The organism is Tenacibaculum litopenaei (assembly GCF_964514025.1).
Classification (GTDB): Bacteria; Bacteroidota; Bacteroidia; order Flavobacteriales; family Flavobacteriaceae; genus Polaribacter; species Polaribacter litopenaei.
Window position 1 is genome coordinate 94,109 of sequence record NZ_CAZEQT010000007.1, and the last position, 14,132, is coordinate 108,240.

Below are 14,132 nucleotides of genomic sequence, written 5' to 3' on the forward strand. Positions count from 1 at the left end.
AAAGTGAGATCTACGGTATTATTCTTAAACATTACAAAGCGAATTCTCCCTACCTCATACTGCTCAAGACCACAAACAGGGTAATATACTACAATATAGAAGTAAAATAATACCAACACTATCTTACTCAAATCTATTCAGTTACGAACTGACTCTTCCCTTTTACTAGCGCTGACAACTACTTCATTTTGACATTATTTAGATTCATTATACCTAAGTGGTATCGTAAATTTATATTACGATTCAAAACAACTCAAATTATGTTATTTACCATTGCAGGATTGCTTATAAATTGTATCGGGATCTGTTTGTTATTCTACTACGGTGCTCCGAGTAGTCGACTCCCCGAAAACACGGGATTATCACACTCAGTGGGTGTTTCAAAATCACTTAATTCAACTTCTCGTTACGGCATTGCCTTGATTAGTCTTGGAACCGTTTTACAAGTTGTAGGTACTGTTGTACTCAGTATCTACCAATAATGGCACTATCGCCATCGTTAGTTTTTAAGTTTACTCGAAAAATCGAGTAGTAACACCCCTCTCCGGAGGGGTTCTTTTATCAAAAAACCTTACTTTAAGTACAGAAAAAAAATAGAATTAGTGGATTTTATAAACGATTTTGCAAGCAACCAAACATTGTATTTATGAAGACTACTATTTCAGCATTAGGAAAAGTATTAGACAAAAACACCCAACAAACAATTCAAGGAGGTAATGGCGGAGAAATTTACTGTCCTAACTATTGTTTTAAATACTTACCCTACTCATGTAGGTGTGATTGGGCAAACGGTATCTAAAAATGAAAAAAGCGAACCTAGGTTCGCTTTTTTATTTGTCTTTGTTTATAGCAAGGTACTACTCATGGTAAATATGATATACAATGGATATCCCAGTACTGAAAAATAATATTGATAATTTTTAGTCTCTTTCTTGACAACTGAAAGGATCATTAACACTAAGCCAATAAGCCACAATACGTTTGCTACTATTCCTAGTATAAGTAGTCGTGAATTAAACGTTTCTACATTGTGAATCAACGGCATAAATCTGGCTACCAAATAGGCTATGACCAAATTGATGATGATGACATACACCAATAACTTAAACGACCATTTCTTAAAATTCGTCTCTTTTTTAGTCTCTTCAAAATCTTTAAATTCTTCCATACTATTCCTCTTACTTCTCATTTCACTGATCAATGGATTGTGCATTTGGACTGCATTTTCACCAGTTTTCACGTAAAGATCGATACGCAGTAGCTGGTTCTTTGTCCATCCTTCATGTCTTCCACAAAAAACCTTTAGTGATTATAATTACTTCAGGTCCCAATAATACGCATAAAACTTATTACAATCATTAATTTTCGCAATCCCATCAAAAAAATATGTCAAGATTTTTTTCCTGAATGGGGATCTTTTATGCAAAGCATCGTCACCTCGATCTGTTATTACCGCCACCTCTGAATAGATGGTAAACAGCTCATTTTTTTTGTACCGCCCGTTAGAATCCTCATGTCCAAACGCATAGACGCTAAACTTTTGATGACTGTCTTCAAATAATTTAAGATCTCTCCATACCAAAACAGGCCGATGATAACCTTTAAAGCGGATGGTTTCAGTCCATATCCCAAAACGTTCGAATAAAACTTTCCCTGTATAGGATGCTGCATAGGTAGCATTGAATCGGGCCTTGTGGGCCCAACTTCCATCGGCAGTCTTCAGGTTCTTTGTAGGCATTACCTCACAATTTTTAAAACCATTAATGTGCATAAACGGATAATGCAGTTTAGCATTGGCCGCATGAACCACTCTTGGAATATTAATCTTGGTTTGAGTGCAATTGAATGTTTGCTCTTGAATTTGGCGGGTACTACTACAACTCAATACCATCGTCAAGCCCCCTAACAGTCTTACTATTTTCAATTAACTACAGCTAAACACAGTTGTCAACAATAGTATCAATGCTAAGGTTATTTTTAAAATACTCATATTCAAATAGGTTTGGTCGGTTTTTCACGGACAAAAATAGTCCATTCTTTTTGAATACAGTAAGCCATTGACTTACTCTTAGTAAGTCAATGGCTTACTTTTTAAAGTGTTGTACAGGTCAAATATAGGGATTACCACTCACGACAGAAGTCACTCGTAATAATTTTAAAAATTGCAATTTTATCAGAAAGAAGCTAGCAACTCATGTACCTCTTCTTTAGTCTCTACTCCTAATTTTTTACGAAGTCGAAACTGACTTGACCGAATCGCCTCGAGGGATACGTGTCGAAAGGTCGCTATTTCCTTGTTTGACAAGCCGAGACGAATATAGCTACACAATTCTCTGTCTGCCTGGCTCAATTGCGGATATTCTGATTTTAATCGAGCGTAAAATGACTGATTTATTGCCTCTATATTTTTATAGAAAATTTTCTCTTCTTCCTTCGGTAGTAATTGACTCTGAATAAATGCCCCCAAGGCTCTCCACTCCAATCTGGCCTCAGTACTCACAAATTTCTCAAATTCTTTTACTCTATGTGACAATTGATTCGCTAAGTCTTGTTTTTTACATATCTCAAGGGCCATTCGGGTTACATCTTGCTTTTTAAAACTCAATTCAGCATGCAGGTTTTTTATTTTCAACGCCTGTAATTGGGCTTCTTTTTTCCTCATTTTTCCCTTAATTAAAAAAAAGGCTACCCCTAAAATTAGTACCAATACGAGTAAGCACAGTCCGATAACCAATAACCATTGGCGCTGTATGGCATTTGCTCGCTCTTGAGATAATTGCTGTATCTCTTGCTCTTTTTGTTCAGCCTTAAATTTTTCACGTAACTTATTAATATTTTTCTGAACGGCAAGTCCCTGCAAAGAATCTTTAATACCTTGATATTTTGCCAAACTTTCCATTGCTTCTTTCCATTTTCCTTCTGTCTTATAAGTAGCAGATAAATCTTGATAGGTAATCATGCTCACCTGAGCAAATCCGTGTTTTTCTGAAATTTCTAAGCTCTTCGCATAGTGTTTATAGGCAGTGGTAAAATCCTTTAAAAGATAATCGCAATATGCCAAATTACCATAGCTCTTCGCCAAGGCTTTAGGATCATTCCCTTTCTTTAAAACATACTGCAGAAATTGGACGATATAGGGGCGAGCGGCCTTGCCATTTCCCTTCATCAAATAGGCTGTTCCCAAATTAAAAATAGCAATGCGTTTTACTTCCTGATAGGCTGCCTGCGAAAGGAATACATTGTCATCTATTTTACGCAATCCATCAGTGATCAATGCAATCCCCTCATCCACTGCTCCTCTTTGCAAAGACATTATTCCTTTATTAACATAGACCGTTTTAATCGAATTCATCACAAACAAAGAATCTTTAGTATTGGTACTATGATAATTTTCCAAAAAAGCTAACCATCTATTTTGCAGACCTTCTGCCTCTTTAAAGCGACCCAGGGAAATATATGCATTGGTAATCCCCGTTTCAACTATAAATCGCTGTTTTAGCATCTCGGGAAACTTTCTTAATCGCTGCAAGGCTAATTGGTAATGCAACACTGCTTTCGTAAAATCTCTTTGATACAAATAGTGTGCTCCCAACCATTTTTGAGCAATGATAAAAGCCTGATCACTGTTTTGTTTTTCACTCTGCACAACAATTTGTCGTAGCGTTTCCACATCTGCTTGGAGCAACTCGCGAGCTTCACTGAGCTCTAAGGCATTTTCTATCTGGAGTAAAAGGTTTTCTTCGGAAATAAGCTGTTGAGAAAAACCACTATTTCCAATGAACCAAAGCCATACTATTACTAAAAGTGGCTTCTTTATAACTAGTTTCATAATTTGTGTTGTATGGTGCTAAAATACTATTTCCATGAACAAATATTGGGGATGAAACGTTTTGAAACGCCTGTTTTTCAACAAAAAACAAATTAAAACGTTTAAAATTCTAACCCTTAAAACATAGTTTAGATTTTTGCTTAACCCATTGATTATTTCTGTTATCAGCTAATATTTACTAAAACCCCCTTATTATGAAATTGTACAAACCACCTATTTTACGCATTACAGTCTTTACTGTGGTCATTTTAATGTTTTTGAGAACGACGTCTTATGCTCAGCGTGCACGTTCTGTTGCCGGTACTCCCACAATTAGTGCCCAAAGTTCTGGTCTATGGTCTTCTCCGAATACCTGGGGAGGGTTACTTCCAAAAAACGATGACCGCGTTTTAATCCCAAATGGGATTCAGGTTACTATCGCCAGTAAGATTAGCGAAGAATTCAAATCAGTAGTCATCGATAATGGCGCAACCTTAAGCTTTGCCACGGGTAGCTCAACGGAACTAAGGACTGAATACCTTTACAGCGCCATGAATGGCGTACTGGAAATAGGAAAAATTGGATCTCCTATTGAAGTTAATAATAAAGCTAGCTTGGTATTCGCAGAACGCGGAGGTACTACAGTTACTTTAGACCCTGACCGTTTTGCTCCAGGAGCTATTTTAATGGGACCGACAACCATGCACGGAAGCGCTAAAACTTCTTGGTTAACACTCGCCCACCCCGTCCTAAAAGGAGAAGGACAACTTCAAGTCAATGGAATTCCAAGCGGATGGAAAGTAGGTGACAAACTCGTCATTGCTGGTACCACTCCTATTACGAATGCATCCATTCAGAAAACAGATGAAATTGCCAGCGATGAAGTGGTAACGATTACGGAAATAAACGGTCCGAAAATTAGCTTTTCACCTAGTTTACAACGCGATCATCGTCCTCCAAAAGAAGCTCCCAGCTTGGAAGTACACATAGCTAATTTAACTAGGAACATTGTGGTATCTTCAGAAAATCCTTCTGTTACCTCGATCAGTGGTGCTTATCGAAAACCTCGTGGGCACCTGATGTTTATGCACAATTTACGAGTAGATTTACGATATATGAGTACTCATAATTTGGGTAGAACCGATAAATCAATTCTTGTAGACGATTGGGATTTTACCGACTTAAACGCCGCTGCAAACACCGGTAAAGCATTAACCGATGGTGGTAAAAACCCCAGAGGACGCTATTCAATTCACTTCCATCGGGGAGGACTAGACACCAGTGTTTTTCCTGCCAAGCCGATTTTCCCACTGCCAACCCCTGCACATGTCGAGGGCTGTGTTGTAAATTCAGATCCAGGCTGGGCCTATGTAAATCACTCTGCTCGTGTACATTTTATTAAAAACGTAAGCTACAATGTGGTAGGAGGAGCCTTTAATACGGAAGCTGGAAATGAAACGGGTTCATTTATTAAAAACATTGCGATACGTACCATTAATCCAGAAAATCCGATTATGATTGCTCCGAGACCAAGAGACTCATATATGTCTGGAGGCCCCACATCTTCACTCGCCGATATCAGAGAACACCGTCAAGATTTCGCATGGCAAGGAGATGGCTTTTGGCTGCACAGCACAGGAGTGACTGTAGAAGGGAATGTTGTTTCTGGTGCTACCGGACATGCTTATGTGTATTGGCTAGATGGTTTAATTGAGAAAAAATTAGGTGCTGCTAGGGGTAGTATTGATGCCCATGTTCCGGCAGCAGAATTTCCAAAACAACACGCCTCTTTAAAGAAATGGAAAGAAAAATATCCGAATTTTGTACTGGATATTTGGTACCTTCAACCCAGGCCCTTTAAAAATAACATCGCCTACAATTTCGCTCGAGGCGTTCAAACTTACTATGTTCATACTGAACTCCACAGAAAAACAGACCCTACTGTTACCGACCCCAATAGTTGGATGAATGATTTACCTGATGATTATAAAGATCAGCTAGATTTGGTTTTAGATGGTACTCAACTATGGAATATTGGTAAAGTAGGGTTTGAAACTACCACAAGCGCCAATATCACTATTCAGAATTCAAGAGTTGTGGGCTATGGTGGAAGAACTGGAATCGAGAATTACGGTACCAACCCAAACCCCAATTACGTACATGACGAACCTGAAGTCATTGGTATGGACTTGGACTATTTTCAAAACACCCACCGTTGGACACTGCGCAATAATACAATAGAGGGCTTTTCAGGAAAATCTATAGGCCTAGTACTTCCTAAAAATGGTCAGGTAACCGTTGATGGTGGTAAGTTTAACAATTCTGGAATTGATATTTTTATAGGTTGTCCTTCTAAACACTTGAGCAATGAAAACGATGGTTTCGGAATTGGTATGCTATCAGAAAAACCAACAAAATCGTCCGTTCTTCTCACAGGCAATATCTCCTTTCAAAATGCTAACAACAACATAGTAATGGACGCAGAACTCATTTATGACGAGGTCCCTGGAAAGGGCTTCCCTATGATTAGTGGAGCCAAGCTAGACCCTCTGTTTTTCTTCGCACCTCAGGAAGTAACCTTTAATTTCGGAGAATTTAGCAATGTTCGTGCCTATTTTGACGAACAAGATGCCAATTACACACCTCTAAACTCAGGCACAAATGGAAATGCCTGCGCCTTTAGCGATCGAGCAGCTTGTGTTGATGCCAATTATGTAGACAAAACAAATAGTGAATTAAAGGCCGCTTTCAATAAGTCTTTTTTAGGGGCTATAACTCCCAATACAGCCATACGTACCCCAGTGCTTATCGGTGGTAAAGTAGCTACGACCTCCTTGAGCACATCGGATGTTAACGACGCTCCTCCATTTAAAATATTCCCGAACCCTTCTGCTGGCATTGGGCATATTACAAGTAAACTTAGTCATTATCGCCTAGAAATATTCGGATTGGACGGTAAACTTTTACAACAGTTCAGCTCCTCAGAAAAAAAATCAACAATTGACTTTTCGAACTTAGCCCCTGGTGTCTACTTTATCAAAATTATAGATAGAGACGAGCGTCATTTGGGTACCAAAAAAATCATCAAATCAGTCTATTAATTGTTGTATTTATTCCTTTCCCCTTGGCATCGATCGTTTTATCGCAAAACGACCGATGCCTTATTTAACAGCCCCTGCTCAACAGCCCTCCGTAAAAATGCAAACAATTTTACCATAGATAACGAAGGTAAGGTTGCGAGTCAATGCATATAAAAACCAATGATGAACTATGTCCATTCTTGAATGCACCGGTTACAAAATAAAGTAGGGACATAACTTTGTAAAAGGCTTGTTTTCAAGTAAAATTGTACTTTTTCCAAAACGTCAATAAGGCATTGTTGTATAATAGTAATGAATGTATATTCTAATGATGAACTATGTCTTTTCTTGAATACACTGGTTACAAAATAAAGTAGAATCATAACCTCACAAAAGCCTTGTTTTCAAGTAAAATCGTACTTTCTCAAAACAAAAAAGAAGATTTCCATACAATGTTAGTAAATGTATATTCTAATGATAAACTATGCCTATTCTTGAATGTTACTGGTTACAAAATAAAGTAGGGTTATAACATTGCAAAACGCTTGTTTTAAGTAAAATCGTACTTTTTCAAAACGTCAAAATGTGGCTATCAAATAATTTAAGGCAATGTATATCCTAATGATAAACTATGCCTATTCTTGAATGTGCTGGTTACAAAATAATGTAGAGACATAACTTTGTAAAAGGCTTGTTTTTAAGTAAAATTGTACCTTACAAAACGTCAAAAAGGCATTGTTGTATAATAGTAATGAATGTATATTCTAATGATGAACTATACCTTTTTTTGAATGTATTGGTTACAAAATAAAGTAGGGACATAACATTGCAAAATACTTGTTATAAATAAAATCGTACTTTTTCAAAACGTCAAAATGTGGCTATCAAATAATTTAAGTCAATGTATATTCTAATGATAAACTATGCCTATTCTTAAATGTACTGGTTACCAAATAAAGTAGCGTTATAACATAGCAAAAGGCTTGTTTTAAGTAAAATCGTACTTTTTCAAAACGTCAAAAAGGCATTATCGTATAATAGTTCTGAATGTATATTCTAATGATGAACTATGCCTATTCTTGAATACGCTGGTTACAAAATAAAGTAGAGATATAACATTGTAAATGGCTTGTTATAAATTAAATCGTACTTTCTAAAAACGTTAAAAAGGCATTATTGTATAATAGTTCTGAATGTATATTCTAATGATGAACTATGCCTTTTCTTGAATGTACTGGTTACAAAAAAAATAGAATCATAACATCACAAAAGACTTGTTATAAATAAAATCGTACTTTTTTCAAAACGTTAAAAAGGCATTATTGTATAATAGTAGCGAATGTATATTCTAATGATGAACTATGCCTATTCTTGAATACGCTGGTTACAAAATAAAGTAGCGTCATAACCTCACAAAAGCCTTGTTTTCAAGTAAAATTATACTTTACAAAACATCAAAAAGGCATTGTCGTATAATAGTAGCGAATGTATATTCTAATGATGAACTATGCCTATTCTTGAATGTACTGGTTACAAAATAAAGTAGGGACATAACATTGCAAAATAATTGTTATAAATAAAATCGTACTTTTTCAAAACATCAAAAAGGCATTGTCGTATAATAGTTTTGAATGTATATTCTAATGATGAACTATGCCTATTCTTGAATGTACTGGTTACAAAATAATGTAGGGACATAACATTGCAAAATGCTTGTTTTAAGCAAAATAGCACTTTCTAAAAACGTTAAAAAGGCATTATCGTATAAAAGTAGTGAATGTATATTCTAATGATGAACCATGTCTTTTCTTGGATGCACTGGTTACAAAAGAGTAAGGCAGATTCAGTTCCCATACCTCATCTGCCTTATTGAAAATAACTCCCCAATATTTATGTTTTATGCTTTTATAACCTGGTCCAGAAATTCTTTGCGTTTCGCATCGTCGGCAAAACAGCCTCCGTATTCTAAGGTTATCGTAGTACTATTTTTATCTTTTATACCCCTGGAAGAAACACAGAGATGTGCCGCCTCTACCACGACAATCACATCATCCGTATGCAATAACTCCTGTAAGTCTTTTAGTATTTGAAGACACAAGCGCTCCTGAACCTGAGGACGGTGCGCGTAATAGTCAACCAACCTGTTTATTTTTGACAAGCCTATAACTCGTTCTTTAGGAACGTAACCCATATGTGCTTTTCCAATTATTGGCAAAAAATGATGTTCACAGGCCGAATCGATATTGATATCACGTTCAATGAGCATTCGGTGGTACCCATATTTGTTTTCAAAAGTCGAAGCTTTCGGTTTGTTCATGGGGTTGAGCCCATAGAATAATTCTTTGACATACATTTTTGCTACCCGATACGGAGTACCTGATAAGCTATCATCGGTTAGATCCAGCCCTAACTCTTCCATAATTTTAGCAAAATGCCCTTGGATAGCTTCTATTTTTTCGCTGTCTGACTTCTCAAAAGCATCTGGTCTTAAAGGCGTCTCTACATTGGTACCAATATGATTATCTCCTATATTTTCAAACTGTTCTTTATCCATATCTGACTCCTTTATTACTTAGTATTTGACTGACAAGCTGCACCTCCACAGGTACAATACCTGCTATTGTAGATGTGTAAAACCACCAAACTCAAGGCAGGAATATAGACTGCAAACTCCGTCCATTCAAAGTAGGCTAACTTTTCATTAATCACTGCGGCAGTCAGTGCGAGCCAAGCGGTCCAAAGCCCAATTTTCACCCATGCTTTCGGCGTTGATTTAGCAGAATTAAATACGGCAATCAATGAAATTAACAGAAAAATATAATCCATACTTTTCCACCAGCTAAAAGCGTCATCACTTGAATTTGCCATTGGTTGAATTAAAAATAATAAGGGGGTTACTATACAATGAACTAGGCAAAGTCCGCCAGCCATTACCCCTAAAGAATCTGATTTCTTGGTTAGTTTATGAATCATGATTAAATTGCTTAAGATAGTCTTGATATTGTTTTTTAGTTACTTCTACATCGTTATAAAGTTCTTTTAACAATACCTTAATTTGTAAATCAATTGCTGATTGAATGGTTTCTCTATATGCCTTGTAATTGACGTAATGAGTTTTTGATTGTTCGTTAAAGCTATTCTGGAAAAAACCTACTGGATTGTACCAAAAACTACTAGCTATCAATTGATTTTTCTCTTCGCTTTCTCGCTCAAAAGGTTGCATACTCTCCTTCATCACTTCATTGGTTAACCCAACCAGTGCTCTTCGTAATAATCGCTTTGACTTTACAGAGTCTTTAGCTACAGGAGTTGTCGCCAAGGATGGGAATTGTCGATACAGCGCCGAGCTCAACTCTTCCGAAGATTTTTCGTAAAGCGCTGATTTTTTATCACGTGTCGCATCGATATAATCCGTCATTAGATTGCGTGGTTTTTCAACACTCAACTGCTGATGTACTGCCCCTGGGACAATAAAACACAACAATAAATACACCCCGATCATCAATAAACTATTGCTTAAGATTCGACGTCCTTTTGCAACGATCACAAAAAACACACTCGCCCAAAGCATCAAATAGAGCATACTCATTCCGAAGAACTTCATTGCAGCATCAGGAACCAAACTGAACACTCCTGTCAAAAAGCCTCCGTAGATAAAAAGTAGCAGTACAACGCTGCTAGTGACTAGTACGTAAAACGCAAACCTAGATAATAACCAATTATAATGAGACGTATGTTGTACTACTACTAATGACCAAAAACCTTGTTCACTTTCGTAACTTTTTAAATTATAAGTCAATACGAGCAATACTACCGGTAAAAGGTAGAGTAATACAAAGGCAAAATCTAGAGTTCCGGCCTGCAAACGCTCTGGGTTTGCGATTTCCTCTGCCATATCCGAATCGTAAGGACTACTTCTAAAACTCACTCTTTTATAATACCCAAATTGCTCTGCCTGTCCTATGCTGTATACCATGGCTGGTGAAGGAGATTTAAAGGCGTATACTGAGGTGTACCAAATAGCCCAATAGGGATTTGTCACATCGACCCAAGGACGTTCTTGAGGACCTTTCTTGCCAGCGTCGTAATAAGCAATAATTTCAGCTCTTGCTTGGTCCGCTTTAGCCTGAATATCATTAATCTCTCCTTGTTGCTCCTGAAACAGACTCGCTCCATTATGCAATCCGTAAAGCCCAGCAATAACAAACAATAGTACTGCCACTATTTTAAACGGATTTTTCACAAAGTGCTTCCATTCAAATAAAAATATCTTTACCCCACTCATATTACTTGCATTTTTTTGGCTCCTCTAAGGAGTAATACTAGAATTCCAATAGACCAAAAACACAGAAAACCTAAATCGCTTTTATAGTAGTTCCAAACGGACGAAAAAGTCGTTGGTTCGTATTTAAAGTCTTCTATACTTTTATAAAAGGCATTGCTTGCCTTCCATCCCCAATCACCTGATTTAGAACCACCATAAGCGTGTTCATCATTCAAGGCTTTGATGAGTTTTCGGCGATAGTGCTCAACTTGTAACAAAAACTCTTGGTGATGTAAATTGTCGCTTCCGACAACTCCCATACTCGCATTTTGCAAAGAAAGAAAGGGATTTAAGCCCCCCATCCACTGATAATTGCGTTTCTGTCTGGCTTGTACTTTTCTCAAATTCCCAAAGTGTTTATCCCATACCTTGTTTCCGTACTCTTCATCAGCTTGCATTCGCAGCCCATCAAAGTTAATGGGAAGCTGTGCTATGGAATCGACCCCGTATTGCTTTAATACGCGTTGTTTCAATTCAAGTCCTCGTGCATCTGATGGATTATGACCATCAATTCCTTTGGCTCTATCTGTTTTCATCGCTGTTTGAAAAGCTGCTCTGCTGGGTAAGGGGTTCAGTTTATCGACAATGCTCATCGCAATACTAGGCATAAACAACGTCCAAATCATCCATATTCCCAGAAGAGATGTCAACGCCACTGTTGCATTTTGCCACTTCAACGAACTGTATACACCAAGTCCGCTTAACACAAAATAATACAAGGTATAACTCGCAAAAAACAAGGCCCCTCTTCCCAAAATTTCTAAGGTCAATTCCTGATAATTTAGCAAGGTATACGCAAGCATAACTAACAGCAACAGCAAAACTCCATATAGCCAAACTACCAGGGTTTTCGCCAGGACCAATGCTCTAGGGCTTGCTCCTTGAAGTAATAATAGCTTAAGACGTCCGCTTTGCTTTTCACTACTAATACTGTGAAATGCTAAAAAAATCAGTAATAAGGGTAATACATACTGTAGTAATAGCGCACTCTTTAACTTGCCAAACTTAGAAGCTGCCATCATTTGTGAGGCTTCAGAATGAACCATTTCATTCTGAACATGACCTTCAACACGAATGACATTTCCGAGGACACTATGTACCCCCTCGTCCAAACTACTCAAGGCATTACTCGGTTTAAACACAAAGGTTCCGAAATGAGCTGCCCCATGAGGATTCATTTCTTTTAAGGCTTCCCATTGTCCACGAACATGAGCTTTGGCTTGTTCAAAAGACGCTCGTTCTTGCGCCATTTGCGCTGCTCCTAAATACAACGCACTGCACAGGACAAGTACAAATCCAATACTCACTGCCCAAAGTGCTTTGTTACGGCTTAGGGCCCAACTTTCATTCTTTAAAATTGTCCACATAGCCCTAATTTTTCATAAACTCCAAGTACAATTGTTCCAGTTCATTGGCGCTAACCTCTGCTGAAGACAACTGTTTAACAAGTACTCCTTTTTTCAATATCCCAATGCGGTTGCACACCTCTCGTACTCTAAAAATATCGTGTGAAGCCATTAAAATTGCGGCTCCTTCTGAAGCCAGTTTTTTCAATAACTCTGAAAGTTCATTACTCGCCAACGGGTCTAATCCGCTCGCCGGCTCGTCTAACAAATAAACTTCTGCTTTTTTCGCGTAGGCTATGGCAATCCCTACTTTTTGACGCATTCCCTTCGAATACCCTGCCACTTTTTGACTATGTGCTTCCTCCTGCAATCCACAGGTCAATAAAAAATCTTTGAGTTCTTTTTTACTGTAAGAGATTCCTGCTAGCCTACAGAAATAATCCAGGTTTTCAACTCCCGTTAAATAAGGATATAAATTGACATTTTCTGGTATATATCCTATGAGTTTCCTCACCTTGGCAGTATCTTTTACCGTATCTAAATTTTGTACCGTGATACTTCCGGTATCAGGTTGTAAAAACCCCAATAACATATTGATCGTCGTTGATTTCCCAGCTCCGTTAGCTCCTAACAGTCCGAGAATTTCACCTTGCTCAATTTGTAAATTCAAATTGTTTACTGCAGTATGCCCTTTAAACGACTTACTTACTTGTTTTATTTGTATCATTGAAATTCAATTATTGCAACAGTGTGGCAAATATAATAAAGAAAGCTATTAATGCATATAGGTTGCTTTCAATTTAACAAATAAATTTAGTAAGCTATTTCAAAAGTACGCCAAGCACAGCTTCAACAGTATCCTGAATTTATTCCTTTCTTATGTTTTAAAAAACGCGTGGTAATATTGAACCCTATTGTTTTAGATAGAAAGGATCTTGAACACTTCCTACATCGTGCACATTATACATAAATGCACCTCCTTTTCTCAGTTGCAAATCATCAAACAATCCCTGTGCATCAGCAGCAGCGAATACCTCATTTAGTATTTTTTTCACAGCTGCATCAGCCCATAAATTCAATTCTTTCACTCCTGAATTTTCATCTTCATAATGCATTTTATCATATACATCTTCTTCTTCCACGGCCTCAACATGGAATGGAGCACATACCGCAAAAGGATCTAAAGACACACCGTATCCGACATTCCATTTACCAAATTCTGCATACTCATAATAGTGAGGGTCAATAGTTAATTTATAATCTCTCATATTATAAAGGCCGAACGAAAAACTTTCGAATGGTGGTAGCTCCTGATCGCTATACTCAAATAAAATGGCATCGTAGGTAGTAGCATCTTGCAACTGCATGGTTTTCCAATATGGAATGGCTCGCAACAAATCACTTTCGACTTCTCGTTTATAGGTTTCCAGGTCGTACTCATTGTAGAGAGACAATGCTTTTTGTATAGGTTGATAGGAACTCGTCAATCCAGCTACGCGATGCTCCATTTCAATAAGATCACGTCTTAATTTTTCAGTCAACTTTTTATTTAATTCACTTATCATAGGATACTT

General features: G+C 37.4%; 12 protein-coding genes. 3 read left to right on the top strand and 9 right to left on the bottom strand.

Annotated elements, in window-relative coordinates; genetic code table 11:
- Positions 1 to 260 precede the first annotated feature (260 nt).
- Positions 261 to 482 carry a hypothetical protein gene (locus tag ACKTS5_RS15040; protein WP_408044716.1) on the top strand — a complete coding sequence of 74 codons (222 nt, stop codon included), beginning with the start codon at positions 261 to 263 and terminating at the stop codon, positions 480 to 482.
- Between the two features lie 164 nt (positions 483 to 646).
- Positions 647 to 799, top strand: coding sequence for a hypothetical protein (locus ACKTS5_RS15045; RefSeq protein WP_408044717.1), 153 nt, complete (start codon positions 647 to 649; stop codon positions 797 to 799).
- Positions 800 to 844: 45 nt separating this feature from the next.
- Here ACKTS5_RS15045 and ACKTS5_RS15050 read toward each other — a convergent pair whose 3' ends face one another.
- The 3 genes from ACKTS5_RS15050 to ACKTS5_RS15060 form a co-directional block, all read right to left on the bottom strand.
- Positions 845 to 1,213, bottom strand: a complete 369-nt coding sequence (locus ACKTS5_RS15050) for a hypothetical protein (RefSeq protein WP_408044718.1) — start codon at positions 1,211 to 1,213, stop codon at positions 845 to 847.
- Between the two features lie 102 nt (positions 1,214 to 1,315).
- The gene (locus ACKTS5_RS15055) at positions 1,316 to 1,924 is read right to left on the bottom strand and encodes a hypothetical protein (protein WP_408044719.1); all 609 of its coding nucleotides are present in this window, start codon (positions 1,922 to 1,924) and stop codon (positions 1,316 to 1,318) included.
- Between the two features lie 249 nt (positions 1,925 to 2,173).
- Complete coding sequence (locus ACKTS5_RS15060; RefSeq protein WP_408044720.1) at positions 2,174 to 3,829, bottom strand: tetratricopeptide repeat protein; 1,656 nt, start codon at positions 3,827 to 3,829, stop codon at positions 2,174 to 2,176.
- Between the two features lie 194 nt (positions 3,830 to 4,023).
- On the opposite strand from ACKTS5_RS15060, the gene ACKTS5_RS15065 reads away from it, so the two are divergent.
- On the top strand, positions 4,024 to 6,909 hold the full coding sequence (locus tag ACKTS5_RS15065) for a T9SS type A sorting domain-containing protein (RefSeq protein WP_408044721.1): 2,886 nt from the start codon (positions 4,024 to 4,026) through the stop codon (positions 6,907 to 6,909).
- A 1,876-nt stretch (positions 6,910 to 8,785) separates the two neighbouring features.
- Here ACKTS5_RS15065 and folE read toward each other — a convergent pair.
- From folE to ACKTS5_RS15095, 6 genes are all read right to left on the bottom strand, one after another.
- Positions 8,786 to 9,442: a GTP cyclohydrolase I FolE gene (gene folE / locus ACKTS5_RS15070; RefSeq protein ID WP_408044722.1), complete on the bottom strand. Its 657-nt coding sequence runs from the start codon at positions 9,440 to 9,442 to the stop codon at positions 8,786 to 8,788.
- A 14-nt stretch (positions 9,443 to 9,456) separates the two neighbouring features.
- Positions 9,457 to 9,861, bottom strand: coding sequence for a MerC domain-containing protein (locus ACKTS5_RS15075; RefSeq protein ID WP_408044723.1), 405 nt, complete (start codon positions 9,859 to 9,861; stop codon positions 9,457 to 9,459).
- Positions 9,851 to 11,173, bottom strand: coding sequence for a hypothetical protein (locus ACKTS5_RS15080; RefSeq protein WP_408044724.1), 1,323 nt, complete (start codon positions 11,171 to 11,173; stop codon positions 9,851 to 9,853). Before ACKTS5_RS15080 ends, ACKTS5_RS15075 begins: the two co-directional genes overlap by 11 nt.
- Positions 11,170 to 12,579: a DUF3526 domain-containing protein gene (locus ACKTS5_RS15085; RefSeq protein WP_408044725.1), complete on the bottom strand. Its 1,410-nt coding sequence runs from the start codon at positions 12,577 to 12,579 to the stop codon at positions 11,170 to 11,172. The genes ACKTS5_RS15080 and ACKTS5_RS15085 overlap by 4 nt, the downstream gene beginning before the upstream one ends.
- A 4-nt stretch (positions 12,580 to 12,583) precedes the next feature.
- Positions 12,584 to 13,285 (bottom strand): ABC transporter ATP-binding protein, encoded by a 702-nt coding sequence (locus tag ACKTS5_RS15090; RefSeq protein WP_408044726.1) that lies wholly within the window; start codon positions 13,283 to 13,285, stop codon positions 12,584 to 12,586.
- 184 nt (positions 13,286 to 13,469) lie between these two features.
- Complete coding sequence (locus ACKTS5_RS15095) at positions 13,470 to 14,123, bottom strand: hypothetical protein (RefSeq protein ID WP_408044727.1); 654 nt, start codon at positions 14,121 to 14,123, stop codon at positions 13,470 to 13,472.
- Positions 14,124 to 14,132: the final 9 nt, after the last annotated feature.

Excerpts from the sequence above, each read along its gene's own strand:
- ACKTS5_RS15080 (WP_408044724.1), bottom strand. The coding sequence starts at position 11,173 with ATGAGTGGGGTAAAGATATTTTTATTTGAATGGAAGCACTTTGTGAAA.
- ACKTS5_RS15095 (WP_408044727.1), bottom strand. The coding sequence starts at position 14,123 with ATGATAAGTGAATTAAATAAAAAGTTGACTGAAAAATTAAGACGTGAT.
- ACKTS5_RS15060 (WP_408044720.1), bottom strand. The coding sequence starts at position 3,829 with ATGAAACTAGTTATAAAGAAGCCACTTTTAGTAATAGTATGGCTTTGG.
- ACKTS5_RS15085 (WP_408044725.1), bottom strand. The coding sequence starts at position 12,579 with ATGTGGACAATTTTAAAGAATGAAAGTTGGGCCCTAAGCCGTAACAAA.
- ACKTS5_RS15040 (WP_408044716.1), top strand. The coding sequence starts at position 261 with ATGTTATTTACCATTGCAGGATTGCTTATAAATTGTATCGGGATCTGT.
- folE (WP_408044722.1), bottom strand. The coding sequence starts at position 9,442 with ATGGATAAAGAACAGTTTGAAAATATAGGAGATAATCATATTGGTACC.
- ACKTS5_RS15075 (WP_408044723.1), bottom strand. The coding sequence starts at position 9,861 with ATGATTCATAAACTAACCAAGAAATCAGATTCTTTAGGGGTAATGGCT.
- ACKTS5_RS15045 (WP_408044717.1), top strand. The coding sequence starts at position 647 with ATGAAGACTACTATTTCAGCATTAGGAAAAGTATTAGACAAAAACACC.
- ACKTS5_RS15065 (WP_408044721.1), top strand. The coding sequence starts at position 4,024 with ATGAAATTGTACAAACCACCTATTTTACGCATTACAGTCTTTACTGTG.
- ACKTS5_RS15050 (WP_408044718.1), bottom strand. The coding sequence starts at position 1,213 with ATGCACAATCCATTGATCAGTGAAATGAGAAGTAAGAGGAATAGTATG.
- ACKTS5_RS15090 (WP_408044726.1), bottom strand. The coding sequence starts at position 13,285 with ATGATACAAATAAAACAAGTAAGTAAGTCGTTTAAAGGGCATACTGCA.